The organism is Peribacillus sp. NPDC006672 (assembly GCF_050274955.1).
GTDB lineage: Bacteria > Bacillota > Bacilli > Bacillales > DSM-1321 > Peribacillus.
The window spans coordinates 254,484-276,561 of record NZ_JBNNOR010000002.1 but is presented as its reverse complement, the minus strand read 5'-3'; the positions used below and the strand labels follow the sequence as shown (position 1 = coordinate 276,561).

The following is a 22,078-nucleotide window of genomic DNA, read 5'->3' as shown; positions in this document are numbered from 1 at the left end:
GGAAATATCCTGCTTGAAAAAAGTAAAAGCAGTGGATTTCAATGTACGAAATCCACTGCTTTTGAAGTTAAGGACTATCCGTTTACAACGGTCCCGCCGTTTACATGGATGACTTGTCCGCTGACATAAGATGAATCATCACTTGCCAAATATACATAGGCTGGTGCTAATTCCTCTGGCTGCCCTGCGCGGCCCATTGGAGTATCCTGACCGAATTTGGCAACATCCTCTTCACCGAATGAGGCAGGAATCAGTGGTGTCCAGATAGGGCCTGGCGCAACACCGTTCACTCTGATGCCATCTTTTGAAATGGAATTCGAAAGGGCTCTTGTAAAGGCTAGTATTGCACCTTTCGTTGAAGAGTAATCGATTAGTTTTGGGTTGCCTTGATAAGCTGTGATAGAGGTTGTATTAATGATGCTGCTTCCTTTATTAAGGTGCTTCAATGCAGCTTTTGTTAAGTGGAACATCGAGAAAATATTAGTGCGGAACGTTTTTTCCAATTGTTCAGCAGAAATGTCAAGGATACTTGTTTGCACATGCTGTTCTCCAGCATTGTTGACTAGAATGTCCAAACCGCCAAATTCACCCACCGTTTTATTGACGACATCCTGGCAGAAGGCTTCATCACCGATATCTCCGGAAATTAGTAAACATTTCTGGCCTTCTTTTTCGATCAATTCTTTTGTCATTTTAGCATCTTCGTGTTCATCCAAGTATGCAACTGTCACATTTGCTCCTTCTTTAGCGTAATAAATGGCAACAGATTTACCTATTCCGCTGTCTCCTCCTGTTATAATTGCGGTTTTCCCTTTTAATTTACCGCTTCCTTTATATGAGGATTTAACCGATTCTGGGTTCGGTTCCATTTTTGTTTCCAAGCCAGGTTGGTGTTGCTGGTGTTGAGGTGGAAATCCTTGTTTGTTTTGATTTTGGTTTTGACTAGTCAAGATTAAAACGCCTCCTGTTTAATGATCTACACTATTTCTATTCCTTGTTCTTGGAAAAAGAAAACATGGTAAAATGAACCAACAACTAAATTTTGCGTAAATTTTTTAAAATTTTAAGAATGCAACATCCTTAGTCTTTCCATGTTCGATAAAGCAGATTCATTCTGGGGGAGAAGGTAACGGCGTATAAGTGAGGACGAAAAAAGACCCACCCAACGGGTAAGGCCTTCTGTTTATTAGCGGTAATTCAAGAATTGTACGTCAATCGAGAGATCAGCGCCTCGTATCGCGGAAATGATTCCTTGCAGATCATCCCGGTTCTTGCCGGTAACCCGGATTTGATCATCCTGGATTTGGCTTTTCACTTTAAGACCGCTATTTTTAATGATGGTATTGATCTTTTTTGCTTGTTCCTTATCGATGCCTTGAATTAACTTGGCCCGTTGGCGGACGGTTCCACCAGAAGCACCTTCTAGCTTCCCATAGTCCAGATTCTTAATCGGTACGTCACGTTTAATGAGTTTACCAATGAGGACATCCTTCAACTGGTCGAGCTTATACTCATCGTCTGACACTAAAACCAGGTCTTCTTTTTCAATGGTGATACTGCTTATGCTCCCTTTAAAATCATAGCGGGTCTGTATTTCCTTCATAGCCATGGTAACTGCATTCGTTACCTCTGAAAAGTCTACTTTCGAAACAATATCAAATGAATTTTCCTTTGCCATCACTTACCTCCAGCAGGGTTTATTTCCTTTATTATAGAGAAAGTGTGATAGGAAGACAACTATATAAATCATATGGTAAAGCGGTGACAGACTATTAAAAAAGCAAGGGGACTAGCACCAAGCTTCATTTATGGTCCGTTTTCTTCGAATAGGAATGCTTGCCTTCAGTGAGGTTTTCCTGATATGCGCTATTTTTTTCAGCATTTATCGCTTGGTTATCCTTTGGCCTTTTATTGTTATCAGTTGTTTTTGACAAAGTGAAAACTCCCTTCCATAATCATGATCAATATATATTGTTCACAATTATGGAAGGGAGTATGTATGTTTATGATTTCTCAGGGGTATCGTTTAAGAAGAAGAGGGCAATTGTACCAGGACCGGCATGGGCACCGATGACGGAGCCAATCGTATGGATCATGAAATCGGTTGTCCCGAATTCCTTTTGAATGGCTTCCTTCCATTCCAAGGCTGTTGCTTCATCATCACCGTGACTGATGGCAATCGTTTGGGTTGTTAAATTTTTGCCTCTTTCATGCATTAATTCTATTACACGTTTAATCAATTTCTTTTTGCCGCGTATCTTTTCAAGCGGAACAAGCTTCCCGTCTTCAACATGCAATAACGGTTTAATGTTTAATAAACCGCCTACAAGGGCAGCGGTCTTGGAGATGCGACCGCCACGGGCCAAATATTCAAGATTATCTACAGTGAATAGATGCTCCATATGTCGGGTGCGTAATTCGATGTCAGCTAGGATTTCTTCTTTAGAAGCACCGTTTGCTGCTAGATCGGCTGCTTTCTTTACAATTAAACCGACTCCCATCGAAGCGCATTTGGTATTGACGATTTCTAGATCAAGGTCAGGGTATTCTTCCTTCACCTGATTAAGAATCATCACTGCCGTTTGATAAGTTCCTGATAACTCAGAGGAAAAGGCTATATATATTCCTTGTTTTTTCTCCTTGGCAAACTGTGTGAAAAGTTCTATAAAGTACTCTGGAGAAGCTTGCGATGTTTTCGGGGTTTTTCCCTCAATCATTGCCTGATAGACTTCGTGAGAATTAATGGTAAGTAAATCTTCATAATTTCTCCCATCAAGATGGACTTGTAAAGGGATTAATGATACATTGTTTTCCTTATAGAAAGACAATGGCAAATCACATGCACTATCTGCAAGAATTGTGATAGCCATAATACACCTGCTTTCTTTTTACAATTTTTAGAAAATGAGTGATGACTCTACTTTTTAGTGTAGCACGTAACGGTAAAAATTCAATCTCTACGTAAATAGAATATATAATTAAGGGTAAAAAGATAATAGGATAAGGGTGAAATGGAGGTTTTTAGGATGTACAGTGGTGAAATGAAGAAAATTATCATAGTTGTGGTAGGAGCATTACTGAATGCTATCGCGATGAACTTTTTTCTAATACCGGCAAACGTATATGCAAGCGGCTTTACAGGAGTGGCTCAGCTTCTTTCGAGGATGATAGGTTCTTTTGCACCTTTTGATGTATCGACAGGCATTCTATTGTTTGTATTGAACGTTCCAGTAACGATCATTGCTTGGCGAAAAGTTGGAAAGTCCTTTACCTTTTATAGTTTTCTCAGCGTTGTCTTGATGTCATTCTTTATGGAAGTGATCCCCATTACACGCTGGTCTCCTGACATATTATTGAATGCGGTGTTTGGCGGAGTCATAGCTGCAGTAGGTGTGGGGATCACCTTGAAGTACGGTGCATCGACTGGCGGAATGGATATTATCGCCATGCTTCTATCACGGAAGAAAGATAAACCTGTAGGTACTTATTTATTTCTGCTGAATGGCGTGATCATTGTAACGGCAGGCGCTGTTTATGGACCTGAAAAAGCTTTGTATACACTTGTTACCCTTTATACATCGACCCGTGTTGTAGATGCGATACACACTCGTCATGAAAAGCTTACAGCGATGATCATTACAAAGAAAAGCGAAGAACTTAAACAGGCAATCCACGCTCAGTTAGTCCGCGGAATTACAAGGATTCCCGCAAAAGGGGCGTTTACTAACGAAAATAAGGAAATGTTATTTATTGTTATTACAAGGTATGAACTTTATGACCTTGAAAAGATCATCAAGGAAGTGGATCCACACGCTTTCACAAACATAATAGAAACTTCAGGCATCGTTGGTACCTTCCGCAGGGAATGAAATTAACAGGAAAATTAAGGCCATTATTACTAAGGTAGTTGATCGGGTTTTAAGTTTATTGCCAATTCAAAACCTTATGAAAGAGTGATAAAAGTGGCTAACGAAGAAAAAATGAGCGGACAAAAAGCAGGGCGCATAGGCGGGAAGTCACTTCTGATGAAGAGTTTTAAGTGAAAAAAGCGGAAGGCACGATTGATATTAACATTAATGAAAGCCTCCAGGAATCCTGGAGGCTTTCACTTTATTTCGAGTGGTTTTCCAGCTCATCCTGGAGTTCTCGCAGTTGTTCTTTTTCGGCCTCGGTCGTATTGGCAAAGGCCGATGAAAGAGCGTTTTTAGCGACATCCTCAGTCTTATGCTGGTCACCGTCATGCTCAGAATGGAGAGCTTCTTCAACAAATTCTCTAGCTTTCTGGAATAATTTGTTTCCCATTAGAAGCCACCATAGCTTTGTTCAGACATAATTCTCAACCTGTCTTTTTCAGCTTCTTCAAACGTAGTGTGATAAGGGATTTTTTCGGCATGCCTGGCAACACTTTCTTTGCCCTGCTGTACAAATCGTTTAGATTTACTGCTTTTACCCATACTTATCTCCTCCGATTCTGAGCGTTGTCGACAACGAAAAGGAAGCTGTTGTCCATATTAGTTTGAACTTGTAAGAGAGATATTATGAAGGTAAAAAATGTCGTTTTACGGTTTTATATTGAATTTTTCTTCGAGGAAGACTGCTATGCCATCTTCTTCATTCGTTAATGTAGTTGTATTTGCTACCGTTTTTACTGGTGAGATTGCATTCCCCATAGCAACCCCGGTACCCGCGTAATCGAGCATTTCCAAATCATTATCTTCATCCCCGAAAGCGATTATCCTGTTTTGAGGAATTTCCAGATAGTTGGATACCCGTTTTAGACCCACGGCTTTACTTAACCCGCTCTTAATGATTTCGATGATATGAAAGGGCTCTGCCCAGCGGCGATGATCGACCAATTCTGCATGGACATCGGATAAATGCTGGCGAATCTGGCCTACAAATTCACTATCTGTATGAATTAGCATCGAAGTTGGGGAATCCTGAAGGTAATTGCGCAAGTCACCCGTCTTCATGTTTGGGTTGCCTACATTGAACATGTCCATCAACTTTTCATCATGATAATGGACATATACGTCATCACGGACTTCTGCGATGATGTTGTGATATTGAAAATGATCGCACGCTTCAACAATCTCTTTCGCAACACTTATATCCAATGGGGAGTGATACGCCCCCCAGCTTGTCAGCAATGGGTGATGGACGAAAGCGCCATTGAAATTAACGATTGGTGTAGTCAATCCCAATTCCCGGTAATAAAGTTCACTTGAGCGAAATGGACGACCGGTGGCGATCATAACTTCATGCCCATCTTTTTTTAGTTTCAGCAGTGTTTGTTTAGTCCTTGGAGATATTGTTTTTTTATCTGTAAGTAAAGTTCCATCAAGATCCAATACGATTAAATGTTTCTCAGTCATTTAAACACCTTCTGTTCTTTTTATTTCATTATATGCGAATATTGTTAAGGCTATTTTAAAGTAAATGTAAATCTTTTTCATTCTTTATGCATTCCTGTATGATATTACTATATGCAGGATTATAATACTTAAAGCGAAGTATAGGTTTAAAGGAATGGAACGAGGAGATCAAAGGGCTTTGAGGTAAAGACCGGAACAAATCATTCGGAGGGGTTAAATTGATAATTATTGAAAATGAACAAATTGGACATATTCCTGTATTACACTTAAGTGAGCAAACCACTTTCCATCAGGAATTGCCGCTTATTATTTTTATACATGGTTTTCAAAGTGCAAAGGAACACAATCTTCACTATGCTTATTTATTGGCCGAAAAGGGGTTTCGCGTTCTTCTTCCTGATGTGATTCATCATGGGGAAAGGGGAGCTGGTTTGAGTGATTCTCAAATGATGCCCCGGTTTTGGGGAATGGTTTTACAGACCATCCAGGAGTTATCTTTGATGAAGGATGATTTATTATCCAGAAAATTAATTGATCCTGACAGAATTGGTGTAGCGGGTACCTCCATGGGGGGAATAGTTACGAACGGGGCTCTGGCTGCTTATGAATGGATATCCGCCGGAGTAAGTTTAATGGGGAACCCATCATATGTCGCGTATGCAGAGCTCCAAATGGAGGAGATTAAGAAAAGGAAAGTTAATTTCCCCGCTACTGATGAGGAAGTTGCCAAAGTGATTGAACAGCTCAAGCCATTTGATTTGAGTCTTAATCAAAATAAGCTTTCCAACCGCCCGCTTCTTTTTTGGCATGGAGCTAAGGATCCAGTTGTGCCTTATCAACATGCATATCGCTTTTATGAAGGGGTCAAAGCAGGGGATAATGATGCAAATGAAAAAATTGATTTTATCCTCGACCCTAAGGCAGGACATAAGGTCAGTAGAGAAGGCGTGCTTATGACTGCAGACTGGTTCGCGAAATATTTACTGACAACAGTGCAAAAAGCTTAAGTGCTCACTCAAAATCTGTTATGATTCTAATACGGAGTAGGTTAAAGTCTAAAACGGACAACGACTATCTAAAAAGAAAGATATTTTCCATAAAGGAGTGATAGAAGTGGATCAAGATACAAAAGACATTATTTTTGGGGCTATGGAGCAGGTCATTGACCCTGAGCTTGGTATAGATATCGTGAATTTAGGTTTGGTATATGATGTGGATATGGATGAGGAAGGTCTGACTACAGTAACGATGACATTGACTTCAATGGGCTGTCCGCTAGCTGGGACGATTGTCGATCAAGTGAAATTGGTTCTGGAAGATATTCCAGAGGTGAAGGAAACGGATGTGAAGATCGTCTGGAGTCCGCCATGGTCGAAAGACATGATGTCCAGATATGCTAAAATTGCATTAGGAATCAAATAATAACCATGTTGTAATAGAAATATAAAGCCAGTCAAAAAATAGTGAATCCATTCAATGGAGCCACTTTTTATGGTCTGGTTTTTTTCTAATACTTATGGCTAGGAGTGGTTAATTGAACAGTCATATAAAAGATTCATTGGACAGGCCACTAAGGGATTTAAGAATTTCAGTCATAGATCGGTGTAACTTTCGCTGTCAGTATTGCATGCCAGCTGAAATTTTTCATGAGAATTTTCAGTTCCTACCTAAAAGTGAGCTTTTATCTTATGAGGAAATTGTAAGGCTTTCAAAGATATTTGCAGGCTTAGGAGTGAAAAAGCTAAGATTGACGGGCGGGGAACCATTACTCCGGAGAGATCTTGCCACACTGATTGCAGAGCTCAATAAAATTGAAGGTATTGAAGATATAGGATTGACCACGAATGGTGTGTTCCTGAAAAAACATGCCGCGAATTTGAAGGCAGCTGGTTTACAGAGGGTGAATATCAGTTTAGACAGCCTCGATGATGAACTTTTTAAGAAAATGAACGGCAGAAACATCGGGATAAAGCCGGTAATTGAAGGTATAGCTGCTGCCAAAGAAGCAGGGCTTGGCGTTAAAGTGAATATGGTAGTGAAAAAAGAAACCAATGAATCTCAAATCCTACCGATGGCCCGTTTTTGTAAAGAAGAGGACGTTCAATTACGCTATATAGAATTCATGGATGTCGGACATACAAACGGCTGGCAGCTGAAGAATGTCATCACAAAAAAAGAACTGCTCGAGATGCTCCAAACCGAATTCGATCTTGAACCGATTAAAGAAGATTATTACGGAGAAGTGGCAAAACGCTTTCGTTATAAGGGCACTACTGCAGAAGTGGGTTTCATAACATCCGTATCCGAGTCTTTTTGTTCCAGCTGTACACGTGCACGCCTTTCTGCTAATGGAAGTCTATATACATGCCTGTTCAATGGAAAGGGGCAAGACTTGAAGTCATTAATCCGTTCCGGCATGACAGATGAAGAATTGACTGGATTCATCATATCGCTTTGGAACCATAGGGACGACCGCTATTCAGATGAGCGTGCAGCCGGGACATTGAAGAAACAGGAAAAAATCGAAATGTCATTCATTGGAGGATAACAAAACAATAAGGACTTCCGTCTGAATGAATATAAATAAATGAAGGGATGGCAACTATGCCATCCCTTCATTTATATGTATAGTCGATAAGAGCAACTGATGATTGCCAAATTGCTTAAATGGGTTTTTATGCATTTTTATGACTGTGATATTTTTATAATGAAAATCCATAATTATGAAAATAATTCAATGGTCCTAGGGGTGAATGAGCCTGAAAATTCATCCGATCATATTAGAATCGTAAAGAATTATGTATTTCGCTGCTTATTATGGAGGATTTAATCGATGGTACAGATTTCTACGGGACAGTTTTCACAATCGATTTCTTGTTTCAAATAGTCAAAGTCAAGAATCGTTATGCGGCCTTTTTTAATGGAGATGACATTGTTTTTCTTTAATTGAGCGAGCAATCGATTGACTACCTCGCGGGCTGAGCCGCAAAAATTGGCGAGTTCTTGGTTTGTAAATGGAAGATCGATAACTTTACCTTCTTCAACGTCAGTTCCATGGCTATTTGCTAAACGGATAAGGGTGGAATATAATGCACCTTTCTTACCGTGCAGGAGCATATCGCGGAATTTAGCCTGGTTTTTCCGGTTCTGAGCGGATAGCCATGTCATCATTTCAACTGCAAGTTGGCTATCGGAAGCGATTTTCCCTTCTAATGCCTCTTTGGAAATAACCGCAACAGTTCCATCTTCCAACATTCTTGCATTCACCATATATTTAGGGTTTGAAGAAAAAAGGACTGTTTCCCCAACCAAATCATTCTCTGAACAAATCCGTATAGTTAATTCTCGGCCATCGGGAACAACCTTACTCAATTCTACTTTGCCATTTAAAATGTAATACAAATCACTTGCTGGGGTGCTTTCCTGAAAAAGGTAGCACCCTTTTTCCATATGTTTAACTTGCTGTTTATTATCTAAAATCGCATGCAGCCGATTAGATAAAGAAAGTCCATTCATGTGTATGACCACCTTTCAGATACCGTTATTACACACCCTTGATTTAAACGGAAAAAACACTAACAGTCAACAACTTTGGATAATTCTAGGAAAATAGGTGGATGAATTTTCATTTAAAATTTAAGTTCAGAAATTTATAAAAATACAGTTGATTTTATTTTTATACAGTCATATAATAGTAAAATCAAAGAATCGGACTTGAAATATAGGAGATGGTTTTATGAACATATCAATAGTAGGTGCAACGGGTTATGGAGGAGTGGAACTAATAAGGTTTTTGAATAATCATCCGCAATTCAAAATAAAATCATTGCATACTTCATCCCAATTTGGTCGAAATTTATATGAAGAAAATGTACATTTAATGCATATGAAAGATAAATTAGAAGAAATTGATCCTGAAGCGATTGCAAAAAAATCCGATATTGTATTTCTTGCAACTCCTTCTGGTGTTTCCTCGCAATTGATTTCAGAATTTTCGGATCTTGACATTAAAGTAATCGACCTATCAGGAGACCTTAGGCTTCAAATCCCAGGTGAATACGAACACTGGTATAAAAAACCAGCCGCGCCACAGCATGTTATTGAAGAAGCCGTGTACGGTTTGGCTGAATGGAATGCTGAAGCAATAAGGCATGCGACGATTGTTGCAAATCCAGGGTGCTACCCAACCGCATCACTTTTAGGCCTTGCCCCTCTATTCACAGAAGGATTGGCCGGAGCAGCTGCAGAAGTGATCATCGATGCTAAATCCGGGGTTTCAGGGGCGGGTAAATCACTTTCGGCAGTTACACATTATAGTGAAATGAATGAAAACTTTAAGATATATAAGGTAAATCAACATCAACACATACCGGAAATCGAACAACAGCTTGGACGATGGTCATCGGATTTACAACCTATTACCTTTAATACCCATCTGGTACCAATGACAAGAGGTATTATGGCAACGATGTATATAAAGGTAAATCGGGAAACCTCAAATGTTGAATTAAAGGATTTATACGAAACAGTATACGAGAACCATCCATTTGTCCGGGTACAGCCGCTCGATCGCTTTCCCTCTACGAAACAGGTATATGGATCGAACTTTTGCGACATTGGCGTCACATATGATGAAAGAACAGGTAGGGTAACGGTGGTTTCGGTTATTGATAATTTAGTGAAGGGTGCTGCAGGGCAAGCCATTCAAAATGCAAATATATTAATGGGACTAGAAGAAACGGCAGGACTATGGAACAGTCCGCTATATCCGTAAACTTTGGAGGGAAATAATGAATACACTACAGCTAGTTGAAGAAATCAAACAAATTCAAGAAGGAAACATTTTAATGCCTCAAGGATTCAAAGCGTCAGGTGTCCATGCAGGATTGCGTTACTCCAAAAAGGATGTTGGCATCATTTTTACCGATGTCCCAGCCTCAGCCGCCGCGGTTTATACACAAAACGTTGTTCAAGCCGCTCCAATCAATGTAACGAAAGATAGCATTGCCGCTACTGGAAAACTTCACGGCATTGTAGTGAATAGTGCTTGTGCGAATGCTTGTACAGGAGTCCAGGGTTTAAAAGATGCATATGAAATGAGGAAGCTTGCGGCTCAAATGTTCGGTATGGAGGATCATTCATTTGCAGTGGCTTCTACCGGAGTAATAGGAGAATTCATGAAAATGGAAAAAGTTAGAAAAGGCATAGAGTCATTGCAGCCAGAAAATTCACCTGAAGCTGCCGAAGATTTTGGTACCGCCATTTTAACAACGGATATTGTAACGAAGAGCTGTGGTTATGTAACAATTATCGACGGTAAAACCGTGAAAATGGGCGGAGCTGCGAAGGGTTCGGGAATGATTCATCCAAACATGGCAACAATGCTCGGTTTCATTACAACGGATGCCGTCATCGAACCGAATGATTTACAGCAAGCACTATCTTCCATAACCAATGATACATTCAATCAAATTACGGTTGATGGTGACTGTTCAACGAACGACATGGTTTTAGTGCTTGCGAATGGAGAAGCGAAAAATGAACCTTTGACAGCTAACCATCCAGAATGGTCTGTCTTCTTGGAATTATTAAAACAAACATCCGGAAATCTGGCAAAACAAATTGCGAAAGACGGAGAAGGTGCCACAAAACTGATAGAAGTGAATGTTCATGGCATGCATACGAAGCAAGATTCACAGATGATGGCGAAGACGATCGTTGGATCAAATCTAGTGAAAACGGCAGCGTTTGGAGCGGATGCAAACTGGGGACGAATCATTGCGGCGATGGGAAGAAGCGGAGTGGGATTCAATCCGGATCAAACGACGATTGTTTTTGGTGATATTGTCGTACTTAAAGATGGTGAGCCAATACTGTTTTCTGAGGAAGAAGCCAAAGCATATTTGGAAAATGAAAGTATCATCATTCATGTTTATTTGAAAGATGGTAATGAATCAGGAACGGCATGGGGCTGCGATTTAACCTATGATTATGTAAAAATAAACGGAAGCTATCGTTCGTAAGGGGGGAAAATAATGAACATATTAGTCATAAAGTGCGGCGGCAGTATCATTAATGAGTTATCGGAGTCGTTTTTCAATAGTGTTATAGAGTTACAAAACCGCGGCTACCAAATTGTCTTTGTTCATGGAGGCGGCCCTGATATAAATACGATGCTTGAAAAATATGAAATTGAACCAGTCTTTGAAAATGGTTTAAGAAAAACGACTTCTGAAGTGATGGGAATTGTGGAACTTATGCTGGCAGGCAAATCTAACCGCAGTCTCGTTCATAAATTGGAAGCACACGGAATTAAGGCTGTCGGTTTAAGTGGTTCCGACGGCGGGATTCTCACAGGTGAGTATATTGATGAACAGAAACTTGGAGCTGTGGGCGAGATACAAAAAGTCAATACTGAATTACTTGGGCTTTTATTCGAAAAAAGTTATTGTCCCGTATTGACGCCAATTTCAACTACTGAAGAAGGTACTAAATTAAATGTGAATGCTGATATGGCCGCTGGGTCTGTAGCGAAGGCGCTATCTGCAGATATGTGTTTATTTGTGACCGATGTTAAAGGGGTCTTAAAGAATGAACAGATCATTGAGGAATTGACTGAAACGGAAACGAAGGATTTGATAAAGGATGGAAGTATCCATGGAGGAATGATTCCGAAAGTCAATACTGCTTTGTCGGTGCTTAATAAAGGGGTTGAAGAAGTGATGATCGTTAGTGGAAAAGATCATTTTTATCAAGGCGGACAATTCATCGGTACGAAATTTATTCAGGAAGAAGGGGTATTTCAATGAGTTCATTATTTCCAACATATGCAAGGTGGAACATTGAACCTAGAATAGCGTCAGGAATGAAGATCACGAGTACAACAGGTAAAGAGTATCTGGATTTCACATCCGGAATCGGGGTTTTGAATCTTGGACATTGTAATGAGCTGGTAAAAATGGCAGCCACCAAACAGCTTAATGAATATTGGCATGTATCGAACATGTTTCAAAGTTCCTTACAGGAACGGACAGCACAAATGCTGGCAGATGCCTCCGGTTTAAGCCAGGTATTTTTTGCTAACAGTGGAGCCGAAGCGAATGAGGCAGCTATCAAACTAGCGCGTAAAGCTACTGGGAAAAGCAAAATCGTCACATGTCAGCAGTCTTTCCACGGCCGTACGTTTGCAACGATGGCAGCAACGGGGCAGGAAAAGATAAAGACTGGTTTCGGTCCGATGCTAGCTTCATTTGAGTATGTTCCATTTAATGATAATGATGCCATGACAGCAGCCATAGATGAATATACGGCGGCTGTAATGATTGAAATAGTTCAAGGAGAGGGCGGCATCCATGTTGTACAGCAATCCTATCTGGATGCGATTCAAACTCAATGCCAAGAAAACGGAGCTCTTCTTATCATTGATGAAATTCAGACTGGGATAGGACGTACAGGGAAACCATTTGCATTCCAGCATTTTAATATCCAACCGGACATCATCACTTCAGCAAAGGGGCTGGGAAATGGCCTGCCAATCGGGGCGATGATTGGAAAGGAAATGCTGTCGGAGTTCTTTAGCCCTGGAAGTCATGGATCCACATTTGGAGGTAATCCCGTTAGTGTCGCAGCAGCAGAATCCGTTCTAAAGGAAATTTTCCAATCAGGATTTTTAAAAGAGACCGTGAAAAAGGCTGAATACCTTGAGAGTGAATTGGCAAAAGCGTTAAAGGACTCGGAAGAAGTTAAAGAGATTCGCGGACTGGGGATGATGGTCGGGATTGAATGCAAACAGGATGTTCAGGGGTTTTTAATGGAACTTCAAGAAGAGGGCTTACTTGTATTGAGTGCAGGTCCTAAAGTGCTTCGTTTACTCCCATCTCTGACAGTTACTGAATCGGAGATCGATATGGCGATAAGTAAAATTGAAAAAATATTGGCAATAAAACAAACTATTTGAATTTAATGAATTTTTATAGAGTAAAATGAATAATTATGCTATTGTATATATAAATATACAGCATCTAAAGAGGTGAAGATCATGAAAAACTTTCTATATTTAGAGAATGGTTCCGTCTTTGAAGGGGAACTGCTGACTAAATCGACTGAAAATGCAATCAATGGAGAGATTGTCTTTTTTACAGGAATGACCGGATATCAAGAAGTATTGACAGATCCTTCATATAAGGACCAAATTGTCGTTTTCACATATCCTCTAATCGGAAATTATGGAATCAATGAGAATGATTTTGAGAGTAAGAAGCCGCATGTTGCCGGTGTTATTGTATATGAAGGGAATATGAGCCATTCTCATTATCAAGCTAAATATTCACTTGGTGAATATTTAGCCAAGTGGAACATTCCGCTTTTAAGCCATGTTGACACAAGAGCGGTCGTTAAGAATATAAGACAGGAAGGTTCCATGCAGGCTGTCATCACAGCCGAAGAAAAATTCTCTGTCAAACCTGGCCAGGTTGGTTTATCAGCCCATGTTTCTGAGGTATCCACAAAGGTGGTCGAGAGTTTTGGAGAAGGCGACAAGCATGTGGTGATGATGGATTTCGGTTATAAAAAATCCATTTTGGATTCATTGGTTGAGCAAGGCTGCCGAGTCTCAGTCGTTCCATTCGATACGGAGTTCGAACAAATCAAGGACTTGGAGCCGGATGGTATTTTGCTTTCAAATGGGCCTGGGGATCCAAAACAGCTTGAATACCTTTTAGGAAACATAAAAAAGATCATTACGAATTTCCCAACGATGGGCATATGCCTCGGTCATCAATTAACGGCCCTTGCCTTTGGGGGAAATACAAAAAAAATGCTGTTTGGACATCGGGGTGCGAATCAGCCCGTGGTCGATTTGAAAACGAAACAGGTGTATATGAGTTCTCAAAATCATAGTTATGAGGTTGATGAACCGAGCTTACAAGGAACATCTCTTCAAGTGAGATTCAGGAATGTGAATGATAGCACGGTTGAGGGGCTTATGCATAAAGACCTGCCAATATTCACTACTCAGTACCATCCGGAGGCTAATCCAGGACCCATCGAGAGTTCACTTCTTTTCAACGACTTTTTACAAATGATAAATGATTATAGCGGGAGAGAAAAAGCCTATGCCTAAGGACAACACGATACAGACCATTTTAGTGATTGGTTCGGGGCCGATTGTCATCGGGCAGGCCGCCGAATTCGATTATGCAGGTACACAGGCCTGCCTCGCTTTAAAAGAAGAAGGATATAAAGTCATACTGGTCAACAACAATCCGGCAACGATCATGACTGATGATATGAATGCGGATGCTGTCTATTTCGAACCTTTAACAGTTGATGTACTGGAAAAGATCATTTCCAAAGAAAAGCCGGATGGCCTGCTGGCTACATTAGGCGGTCAAACAGGATTGAATCTTGCTTATCAATTGGATGATGCTGGAGTACTTGAAAAATATAAAGTCAAATTATTGGGTACTCCGATCGACTCCATTAAAAAAGGGGAGGATCGTGAACTGTTCCGTGACCTGATGTTTGAAATAGGCGAACCCGTTCCCGACAGTACAATTGTCCATACTCTTGAAGAAGCGCTAGCTTTTGCCGACAAAATCGGTTTCCCGATCATCGTTCGTCCGGCTTATACACTCGGCGGAACTGGCGGTGGGATTGCTGATTCATTGGATACCTTTAAGGAACTTGTACGGGGCGGACTTCAAGAAAGCCCGATTACACAATGCTTGATTGAAAGAAGCATAGCTGGATTTAAAGAAGTCGAATATGAAGTAATGCGAGATGGCAACAATACGTGCATCACTATCTGTAATATGGAAAATATCGATCCGGTAGGGATCCATACTGGTGATTCCATCGTCGTGGCACCATCACAGACCCTATCGGACGATGAGTTTCAGATGCTTCGTTCCGCTTCAATTAAAATCATCTCTGCTTTAGGTATCATAGGAGGCTGTAACATTCAATTTGCACTTGATCCGAAAAGCAAACAATATTATCTAATTGAAGTAAACCCACGCGTCAGCCGTTCATCGGCATTAGCTTCCAAAGCAACAGGTTATCCCATAGCACGCATAGCTGCAAAGCTTGCTGTCGGCTACCATTTATCGGAAATCATCAATCCTGTAACGAAAAGCACATATTCAAGCTTTGAACCTGCTCTTGACTATGTAGCGGTGAAGTTCCCGAGGTGGCCATTCGATAAATTCAAGACCGCCAACCGCAAATTGGGAACACAAATGAAGGCGACAGGTGAAGTGATGGCTTTACACCGCAGCTTTGAGGGGGGAGTCCAAAAGGCCGTCGATTCTTTGGAATTAAAAACGAATGGACTGCAGCTATCATCGCTGAAAAATAAAACCGTTCCTGAGCTTTGGGGGAAGCTTGCTGAAAAATCTGATGAGCGAATATTTGTCATTTTTGAAATGCTTAGAAAAGGCGTGACGATTGAAGAAATCCATGAAGCCACAACCATAGATTATTTCTTCCTTAAATCCTTTGATTCATTGATTCAAAACGAAATGAAGATTGAAACTAGGCGTATCGATCAGATAACAAAGGAAGAACTGCAGTCATATAAGGAAAAGGGCTTTTCAGACCGCTATCTTGCTTCTGTATGGAATGTAAGCGAGCTGGAAGTGAGAGCACACCGGAAGTCACTTGGCCTTACGGCGGTCTACAAAACGGTTGATACATGTGCAGCCGAGTTCGAATCACATACTAACTATCACTATTCAACCTATTTCGGTGAGAACGAACAGAAAAAAACTGACAAAAAGAAAGTCTTGATGATTGGCAGCGGCCCTATCCGGATCGGACAGGGAATAGAATTTGATTACTGTTCCGTTCACGGGGTTTATGCACTCCAGGATGAAAATATTGAAACGATCATGATCAATAATAACCCGGAAACGGTAAGTACGGATTTTGCGACGGCAGACCGCCTTTATTTCGAGCCGTTAACTCTTGAATACGTTCTTAATGTAATAGAAGCTGAAGATATTGAAGATGTAATCGTCCAATTTGGCGGACAGACTGCGATAAATCTGGCAAAAGGCCTGGAAGAATGCAGTGTCAACTTGTTGGGGACTTCATTCGATACACTTGATCAATTAGAAGACCGTGAGCGTTTTTATCAGCTTCTTCAAAAACTGGATATCCCTCATGTACCGGGTTCGATGGCTAATGGTGAAGAACAATTAATTGACCGTGCAGAGGCTATCGGTTTTCCAGTACTCTTACGCCCATCATATGTAATTGGCGGCCAGGGAATGGAAATCATCCGCTCCAAGGAAAGCTTATTGAATCGAATGAAAAATGGGACCGCACTTTCATACCCCGTGTTGATCGATTCTTATATTCCAGGGAAAGAAGCCGAAATCGATTTGATTGCTGATGGAAATGATGTATATATTCCCATCATTGCGGAACATGTAGAAAAAGCAGGCGTTCATTCAGGGGATAGCATGGCATTACTGCCAGCCCAATCATTAACGGATGGAATCAAAGATAAAATGACCCTATATGCGAAAAAAATAGTAAGCGAGCTTGGTTATAAAGGACTTATGAACATTCAATTCGTGATTGAAGGAAATAGTGTATATGTATTGGAAGTAAATCCTCGTGCCAGTCGGACAATTCCAATCATCAGTAAAGTCACCGGCATACCCTTGGTGCAAATAGCGACAAAAATATTGCTTGGGAAATATTCATTGTCGAATGTGTTCGAAAAAACGGGCTTAATGGAAGAAATCCCTTATGCAGTCGTCAAATATCCAGTATTCTCTACATTTGCACTAAGCGGCCTTGATTCGAAGGTAGGTCCGGAAATGAAATCAACTGGTGAAGGAATCTCCATCGGAGTAACGGTTAAAGAAGCATTGACAAAAGTATTCCATGCTCAAAACGCTAATCATAATTCAGGTGTTTATCAATCTAAATCAGTCAAATTAAGTGAAGATTTGCTAGTGCAAATCAGTGAAGCAGGTTTGACACTGGGGGATTCAAATTTTGATAAATGGTTAAATGAAGGGAATGCATCGATCGTTTTGGCATATGGAACAACAGAAGAAGATAAGAAGCTAAGGTTAATGGCAGCAAAATATCGCCTTCTGGCATTTACGGAAGAAGAGACTTTCAAGGCCTATCTACAATCGTTAGAAAATGCTGATCCAGGAGTTATCTCTCTTCAGGAATGGCTTGTATCATATTCGAAAGGAGTGTCACATGTATGAGCTCAATGACGGCACCGACACAAGCGAAGATTTTAAATGGAAAAGACTTTTTGACCATGAAGGAGTCAACACCCACTGCGATTGCGGATTTGTTAAAGCTGGCACAGACCATTAAAGGCAAATTGCAAGCTGGCGAGGAATATACACCTTTAAAAGGGAAAACACTGGGGATGATCTTTGAAAAATCGTCTACCCGTACCCGTGTTTCTTTTGAAGTAGGCATGATGCAGCTTGGCGGGCATGCTTTGTTCCTAAGTGGCAATGACTTGCAAATTGGACGCGGGGAAACTATTTCCGATACTGCAAAAGTCCTTTCCGAATATATTGATGGCATCATGATTCGTACCTTTGAGCATGAAAAAATCCTGGAGTTGTCGGAAAATGCTTCTATCCCAGTTATCAATGGGTTAACAGACCTTGCACATCCTTGTCAGGTACTTGCTGACTTCTTGACGATCATCGAGATAAAAGGGCAGCTAAAAGGCTTGAAGATGAGTTATATCGGAGATGGCAATAATGTTGCCAATTCATTGATGGTCGGCTGCGCAAAAATGGGAATGGATTTTTCCATTGGATGTCCTGAGGCCTACAAACCTGATGAAAAGGTCGTTGCCTATGCTCAAAAAGTGGCAAAAGGGACTGGCAGTGAAATTGTGGTGACAACATCAGCTTCAGAAGCAATAAAAGATGCGGATATCGTCTATTCCGATGTTTGGACCTCCATGGGGCAGGAAATCGAAAATAGTATTCGCTTAGAAGCCTTTAAAAATTATCAAATTAATAGTGAACTTGTGAAACATGCTAAAGAAGATTATTTATTCATGCATTGCCTGCCTGCTCACAGGGAAGAAGAAGTAACAGCTGAAGTCATCGATGGACCGAATTCTGTCGTTTTCCACCAAGCAGGAAATCGTCTGCATGCCCAAAAGGCGGTTCTAGTGGATTTAATGTCTTAACCAAAAAGCCGATTTCCTGTATGTTCTTAATTTTTCTGACATGAAAGAAAGGAACCTGGCAATAATAACAAGGAAAGCATGTAAAGGGGTGAAATCTATGGGGCAAAATCGTCAATTTAAGCCAGGTCAGAAGGCACCTAATAATGGGACCTACGTAGAAATCGGTGAAACGGGCAGCACGGTAGTGAATCCGAAAATGGTAAAGCTTGATGCAGGGGATGCCTTTCCTGAAACGTCTAATCATAATCGGATATGGACATATAAGCGGAAGCCATGAAAAATTAAAAAGCAGGAAAAAGGAATGATCGCCATCCATTTTCCTGCTTTTTTTCTATTCAGTGGTATAACCGAAAATTTTCAAGATTTCCAAAAAGTATTGGAACAAGCTCCCGAATTTGGTTCAGGGATTCAGCTTGCAGCAAATGCCACCAATGTTTTACAGCGATTAGGTGTCATGGATAAAATCAATGAAATTGAAGTTTTTCCAAAAAGGTTTATGCTGATGGCCCCCTTTTCTGGCAAGCTTTCCGCTTTGAATTTTAGGTGATGTTCCGAGATACGATCTTTGCAGGTCGCGCGGACAAGATTTCCAATTTTTCGAAGTTCATGGCTTCAATAAAACGGCCTGAAAGCATAATCCGTTTTGTTTCAACTTTATACTGTGCTAAGGGATTTTATGCATTTTATAAATGGGTCTGGCCTTTCTTCTATATGAAGAGAGGTTTTTTCCGTTTATCCTCCATACCTCCTGCATTTTTTATAACTTTCCTTTACATGGGGGAAATTAGAAGTATAATGAAATTATAAAGGTCAAAGTTGGTCAAACCGAGTGTGGATTCGTTCATGATATAGATGAATGGGAGGTTGTAAGATGGATATTAATAAAATGACGGAGAGAACCCAACAGGCATTCATTGGCGGCCAGGAACTAGCCAAAGATAGAGGGAATCCCGAGCTGACGGAGCTTCATTTATTAAAGGCCTTAATGGAACAGGATGAAAGTTTATTGATTCGGATTTTATCGGAATCTGATAAACCTATGAATCAATTTGATATAGAGCTTAATAAGGAATTGGATCGATTACCGGAAGTGAGCGGGAGTGTTTCCGAGGTTTACATGTCATCCTCCTTACAGAAAATTTTGACGGCTGCCGAAAAAGAAATGCAGAAGTGGGAAGATGAATATTTATCTGTGGAACATTTGCTGCTGGCTTCCCTGAAAGGCAATAAAACGAATATAAACAGACTATTCTCATCATATGGAATCGATTACGAAAAAGCAAAACGGATTATACAAGATGTAAGGGGGAATCAGCGAGTGACTAGTCAAAATCCTGAAAGCACATATGAAGTACTGAAAAAATACGGCAGAGATCTCGTTGCTGAAGTTAAATCAGGGAAGGTCGATCCAGTCATCGGTCGTGATACGGAAATCAGAAACGTCATTCGGATCCTATCACGCAAAACAAAAAATAACCCCGTATTAATTGGAGAACCTGGTGTTGGTAAGACAGCCATTGTCGAAGGATTGGCGCAAAGGATCGTCAGGAAGGATGTCCCGGAAGGATTAAAGGATAAAACCGTTTTTTCACTAGATATGAGTGCACTTGTCGCAGGGGCAAAATTCCGCGGTGAATTTGAGGAACGCCTTAAAGCGGTATTGAATGAAATTAAGAAGAGTGATGGGAAAATTCTTTTATTCATCGATGAACTGCATACAATTGTCGGTGCAGGCAGAACGGATGGTGCACTTGACGCCGGGAATATGTTAAAGCCGATGCTTGCGCGTGGTGAGCTGCATTGTATCGGTGCAACAACCCTTGATGAATATCGACAATATATTGAAAAGGATCCGGCTCTAGAACGTCGTTTCCAACAAGTTCTGGTTCCTGAACCGGATGTGGAGGATACGATTTCAATTTTGCGTGGACTAAAAGAACGGTTTGAAATTCACCATGGTGTCAGGATTCATGATCGGGCGATCGTGGCAGCCTCTGTCCTTTCGAACCGATATATAACGGAGCGATTTTTGCCAGATAAAGCGATAGATCTTGTGGATGAAGCCTGTGCGATGATCAGAATGGAAATTGATTCAATGCCATCAGAGTTGGATGAAATCACGAGAAAAGTCATGCAACTCGAAATTGAAGAAGCGGCCTTGAAGAATGAGGAGGACCCTCAAAGCAAAGCTAGGCTGGAAGTGCTTCAAAAAGAACTCTCAGAACTTCAGGATCAAGCGAATGGCATGAAGTCCAAGTGGCAAATGGAAAAGTCGGCGCTTCAAAAAGTGCAGGATCAACGTGAGGAACTTGAGAAGTTGCGTCATGAACTGGAACAGGCAGAGAATGACTATGACCTTAACCGGGCAGCGGAACTTCGGCACGGAAGGATTCCACAGCTTCAAAAAAAGTTGGATGCCATGGAAGATGAATTGGAAAAGGAAAAACAGGAATCACGGTTGCTTCGCCAAGAAGTGACGGAGGAGGAAATTGCCTCGATAGTTGCAAGGTGGACGGGGATTCCTGTAAGCAAGCTGGTGGAAAGTGAAAGGGAGAAGCTGCTTCGCCTATCTGAGATCCTGCATGAACGCGTAATAGGTCAAGGGGAAGCTGTGGAACTTGTATCCGATGCTGTATTAAGGGCAAGGGCAGGAATTAAAGATCCAAACAGACCGATTGGTTCATTCATTTTCCTGGGACCGACGGGTGTAGGTAAAACAGAATTGGTAAAAGCTTTGGCAGAAACGTTATTCGATAGCGAAGAACATATGATTCGTATCGATATGTCGGAATATATGGAGAAACATTCCGTGTCCCGTCTTGTTGGTGCACCTCCTGGATATGTTGGATTTGAGGAAGGCGGGCAACTAACCGAAGCTATTAGAAGAAACCCATACTCCGTCGTGTTACTAGATGAAATTGAAAAGGCACATCCGGAGGTCTTCAATATTTTGCTGCAAATGTTGGATGACGGACGTATAACAGACTCCCAAGGTAGAACAATTAACTGTAAAAATACGGTTATTATCATGACATCCAACATCGGTTCCCATTTCTTGTTGCAGTCCAACCGAGTGGATGGTGGAATTGAAGAAGAGATAAAAGAGCAAGTCTTTAAAGAATTAAGAGGGCATTTCCGTCCGGAATTTTTGAATCGGGTAGATGATATTGTTTTATTCAAACCTCTTACCAAACAAGAAATTGTTGAAATCGTAGAAAAAATGGTTCATCAATTACAGGTAAGGTTAACTGAACAAAATATAACCCTGAATGTCACTGAAGCGGCCAAGGAATTCATTGCGGACCAGGGATATGATCCTGTATATGGAGCCAGACCGTTGAAGCGATTCATTCAAAAGCATCTGGAAACAAAGATCGCTCGTAAAATCATAGCTGGCACAGTTGGGCTGAAAGAAGGAATAACGATTGATTATGATGATGATGAATTGGTCCTCATATAAAAAATTTGAAATGTAGTTTACCCGTAAGCAAAGAACGGTATAACAAAAAGGACA

General features: G+C 40.9%; 22 protein-coding genes. 14 read left to right on the top strand and 8 right to left on the bottom strand.

The annotated features are described in order from the left end of the window. Positions 1-74: 74 nt before the first annotated feature. The 4 genes from ACQKKK_RS04710 to ACQKKK_RS04695 all read right to left on the bottom strand — a co-directional run bounded on the left by ACQKKK_RS04710 (position 75) and on the right by ACQKKK_RS04695 (position 2,870). Entirely contained in the window at positions 75-950 is an 876-nt protein-coding gene (locus tag ACQKKK_RS04710; protein ID WP_427614439.1) for an SDR family oxidoreductase, read from the bottom strand. A gap of 236 nt (positions 951-1,186) precedes the next feature. Continuing rightward, complete coding sequence (locus ACQKKK_RS04705; RefSeq protein ID WP_427614437.1) at positions 1,187-1,678, bottom strand: YajQ family cyclic di-GMP-binding protein; 492 nt, start codon at positions 1,676-1,678, stop codon at positions 1,187-1,189. A 124-nt stretch (positions 1,679-1,802) separates the two neighbouring features. Further along, positions 1,803-1,934, bottom strand: a complete 132-nt coding sequence (locus ACQKKK_RS04700; RefSeq protein WP_427614435.1) for a DUF3941 domain-containing protein — start codon at positions 1,932-1,934, stop codon at positions 1,803-1,805. Between the two features lie 69 nt (positions 1,935-2,003). Beyond that, positions 2,004-2,870, bottom strand: a complete 867-nt coding sequence (locus ACQKKK_RS04695) for a DegV family protein (protein WP_427614434.1) — start codon at positions 2,868-2,870, stop codon at positions 2,004-2,006. A 156-nt stretch (positions 2,871-3,026) separates the two neighbouring features. Here ACQKKK_RS04695 and ACQKKK_RS04690 point away from each other — a divergent pair, with 156 nt between their 5' ends. Continuing rightward, positions 3,027-3,869, top strand: coding sequence for a YitT family protein (locus ACQKKK_RS04690; RefSeq protein WP_427614433.1), 843 nt, complete (start codon positions 3,027-3,029; stop codon positions 3,867-3,869). Positions 3,870-4,110: 241 nt separating this feature from the next. On the opposite strand, the gene ACQKKK_RS04685 is transcribed toward ACQKKK_RS04690, so the two are convergent. From ACQKKK_RS04685 to ACQKKK_RS04675, 3 genes are all read right to left on the bottom strand, one after another. Then, positions 4,111-4,302: a DUF3813 domain-containing protein gene (locus ACQKKK_RS04685; protein WP_427614432.1), complete on the bottom strand. Its 192-nt coding sequence runs from the start codon at positions 4,300-4,302 to the stop codon at positions 4,111-4,113. Beyond that, a complete protein-coding gene (locus ACQKKK_RS04680) occupies positions 4,302-4,454 on the bottom strand; it encodes a hypothetical protein (protein ID WP_164468789.1) in 153 nt (50 codons plus the stop codon). The genes ACQKKK_RS04685 and ACQKKK_RS04680 overlap by 1 nt, the downstream gene beginning before the upstream one ends. Before the next feature lie 105 nt (positions 4,455-4,559). After that, the gene (locus ACQKKK_RS04675) at positions 4,560-5,375 is read right to left on the bottom strand and encodes a Cof-type HAD-IIB family hydrolase (protein WP_427614430.1); all 816 of its coding nucleotides are present in this window, start codon (positions 5,373-5,375) and stop codon (positions 4,560-4,562) included. Positions 5,376-5,593: 218 nt separating this feature from the next. Between ACQKKK_RS04675 and ACQKKK_RS04670 the strand changes: the two genes are divergently transcribed. The 3 genes from ACQKKK_RS04670 (at position 5,594) to moaA (ending at position 7,923) form a co-directional block, all read left to right on the top strand. Further along, positions 5,594-6,382, top strand: a complete 789-nt coding sequence (locus ACQKKK_RS04670; RefSeq protein ID WP_427614428.1) for a prolyl oligopeptidase family serine peptidase — start codon at positions 5,594-5,596, stop codon at positions 6,380-6,382. Positions 6,383-6,488: 106 nt separating this feature from the next. Beyond that, positions 6,489-6,797, top strand: coding sequence for a metal-sulfur cluster assembly factor (locus ACQKKK_RS04665; protein WP_427614426.1), 309 nt, complete (start codon positions 6,489-6,491; stop codon positions 6,795-6,797). Between the two features lie 112 nt (positions 6,798-6,909). Then, on the top strand, positions 6,910-7,923 hold the full coding sequence (gene moaA, locus ACQKKK_RS04660) for a GTP 3',8-cyclase MoaA (protein ID WP_427614424.1): 1,014 nt from the start codon (positions 6,910-6,912) through the stop codon (positions 7,921-7,923). 278 nt (positions 7,924-8,201) lie between these two features. Here moaA and ACQKKK_RS04655 read toward each other — a convergent pair whose 3' ends face one another. Next, positions 8,202-8,891 carry a Crp/Fnr family transcriptional regulator gene (locus ACQKKK_RS04655; RefSeq protein ID WP_427614423.1) on the bottom strand — a complete coding sequence of 230 codons (690 nt, stop codon included), beginning with the start codon at positions 8,889-8,891 and terminating at the stop codon, positions 8,202-8,204. A 220-nt stretch (positions 8,892-9,111) separates the two neighbouring features. Between ACQKKK_RS04655 and argC the strand changes: the two genes are divergently transcribed. The 10 genes from argC to clpB all read left to right on the top strand — a co-directional run bounded on the left by argC (position 9,112) and on the right by clpB (position 22,024). After that, positions 9,112-10,149 (top strand): N-acetyl-gamma-glutamyl-phosphate reductase, encoded by a 1,038-nt coding sequence (gene argC, locus ACQKKK_RS04650; RefSeq protein WP_427614421.1) that lies wholly within the window; start codon positions 9,112-9,114, stop codon positions 10,147-10,149. A gap of 16 nt (positions 10,150-10,165) precedes the next feature. Then, positions 10,166-11,398 (top strand): bifunctional ornithine acetyltransferase/N-acetylglutamate synthase, encoded by a 1,233-nt coding sequence (gene argJ / locus ACQKKK_RS04645; protein WP_427614419.1) that lies wholly within the window; start codon positions 10,166-10,168, stop codon positions 11,396-11,398. Between the two features lie 12 nt (positions 11,399-11,410). Next, on the top strand, positions 11,411-12,184 hold the full coding sequence (gene argB, locus ACQKKK_RS04640; protein WP_427614417.1) for an acetylglutamate kinase: 774 nt from the start codon (positions 11,411-11,413) through the stop codon (positions 12,182-12,184). Then, entirely contained in the window at positions 12,181-13,332 is a 1,152-nt protein-coding gene (locus ACQKKK_RS04635; RefSeq protein WP_427614415.1) for an acetylornithine transaminase, read from the top strand. The genes argB and ACQKKK_RS04635 overlap by 4 nt, the downstream gene beginning before the upstream one ends. Before the next feature lie 81 nt (positions 13,333-13,413). Beyond that, positions 13,414-14,496: a carbamoyl phosphate synthase small subunit gene (locus ACQKKK_RS04630; protein WP_427614414.1), complete on the top strand. Its 1,083-nt coding sequence runs from the start codon at positions 13,414-13,416 to the stop codon at positions 14,494-14,496. Next, positions 14,489-17,608 carry a carbamoyl phosphate synthase large subunit gene (locus tag ACQKKK_RS04625; protein WP_427614413.1) on the top strand — a complete coding sequence of 1,040 codons (3,120 nt, stop codon included), beginning with the start codon at positions 14,489-14,491 and terminating at the stop codon, positions 17,606-17,608. Before ACQKKK_RS04630 ends, ACQKKK_RS04625 begins: the two co-directional genes overlap by 8 nt. After that, positions 17,605-18,564: an ornithine carbamoyltransferase gene (argF, locus tag ACQKKK_RS04620; RefSeq protein WP_427614412.1), complete on the top strand. Its 960-nt coding sequence runs from the start codon at positions 17,605-17,607 to the stop codon at positions 18,562-18,564. The genes ACQKKK_RS04625 and argF overlap by 4 nt, the downstream gene beginning before the upstream one ends. A gap of 97 nt (positions 18,565-18,661) precedes the next feature. Then, positions 18,662-18,841, top strand: coding sequence for a YjzC family protein (locus tag ACQKKK_RS04615; protein WP_427588079.1), 180 nt, complete (start codon positions 18,662-18,664; stop codon positions 18,839-18,841). Positions 18,842-18,865: 24 nt separating this feature from the next. Beyond that, entirely contained in the window at positions 18,866-19,111 is a 246-nt protein-coding gene (locus ACQKKK_RS04610; RefSeq protein WP_427614410.1) for a hypothetical protein, read from the top strand. Positions 19,112-19,435: 324 nt separating this feature from the next. Continuing rightward, positions 19,436-22,024 carry an ATP-dependent chaperone ClpB gene (clpB, locus tag ACQKKK_RS04605; RefSeq protein ID WP_427614409.1) on the top strand — a complete coding sequence of 863 codons (2,589 nt, stop codon included), beginning with the start codon at positions 19,436-19,438 and terminating at the stop codon, positions 22,022-22,024. Positions 22,025-22,078: the final 54 nt, after the last annotated feature.

Coding starts and splice junctions, on each gene's coding strand:
- ACQKKK_RS04675 (WP_427614430.1), bottom strand. CDS start 5,375: ATGACTGAGAAACATTTAATCGTATTGGATCTTGATGGAACTTTACTT.
- ACQKKK_RS04705 (WP_427614437.1), bottom strand. CDS start 1,678: ATGGCAAAGGAAAATTCATTTGATATTGTTTCGAAAGTAGACTTTTCA.
- clpB (WP_427614409.1), top strand. CDS start 19,436: ATGGATATTAATAAAATGACGGAGAGAACCCAACAGGCATTCATTGGC.
- ACQKKK_RS04685 (WP_427614432.1), bottom strand. CDS start 4,302: ATGGGAAACAAATTATTCCAGAAAGCTAGAGAATTTGTTGAAGAAGCT.
- ACQKKK_RS04610 (WP_427614410.1), top strand. CDS start 18,866: ATGATCGCCATCCATTTTCCTGCTTTTTTTCTATTCAGTGGTATAACC.
- ACQKKK_RS04680 (WP_164468789.1), bottom strand. CDS start 4,454: ATGGGTAAAAGCAGTAAATCTAAACGATTTGTACAGCAGGGCAAAGAA.
- ACQKKK_RS04615 (WP_427588079.1), top strand. CDS start 18,662: ATGGGGCAAAATCGTCAATTTAAGCCAGGTCAGAAGGCACCTAATAAT.
- ACQKKK_RS04695 (WP_427614434.1), bottom strand. CDS start 2,870: ATGGCTATCACAATTCTTGCAGATAGTGCATGTGATTTGCCATTGTCT.
- ACQKKK_RS04690 (WP_427614433.1), top strand. CDS start 3,027: ATGTACAGTGGTGAAATGAAGAAAATTATCATAGTTGTGGTAGGAGCA.
- argF (WP_427614412.1), top strand. CDS start 17,605: ATGAGCTCAATGACGGCACCGACACAAGCGAAGATTTTAAATGGAAAA.
- ACQKKK_RS04630 (WP_427614414.1), top strand. CDS start 13,414: ATGAAAAACTTTCTATATTTAGAGAATGGTTCCGTCTTTGAAGGGGAA.
- argB (WP_427614417.1), top strand. CDS start 11,411: ATGAACATATTAGTCATAAAGTGCGGCGGCAGTATCATTAATGAGTTA.
- ACQKKK_RS04655 (WP_427614423.1), bottom strand. CDS start 8,891: ATGAATGGACTTTCTTTATCTAATCGGCTGCATGCGATTTTAGATAAT.
- ACQKKK_RS04625 (WP_427614413.1), top strand. CDS start 14,489: ATGCCTAAGGACAACACGATACAGACCATTTTAGTGATTGGTTCGGGG.
- argJ (WP_427614419.1), top strand. CDS start 10,166: ATGAATACACTACAGCTAGTTGAAGAAATCAAACAAATTCAAGAAGGA.
- ACQKKK_RS04635 (WP_427614415.1), top strand. CDS start 12,181: ATGAGTTCATTATTTCCAACATATGCAAGGTGGAACATTGAACCTAGA.
- argC (WP_427614421.1), top strand. CDS start 9,112: ATGAACATATCAATAGTAGGTGCAACGGGTTATGGAGGAGTGGAACTA.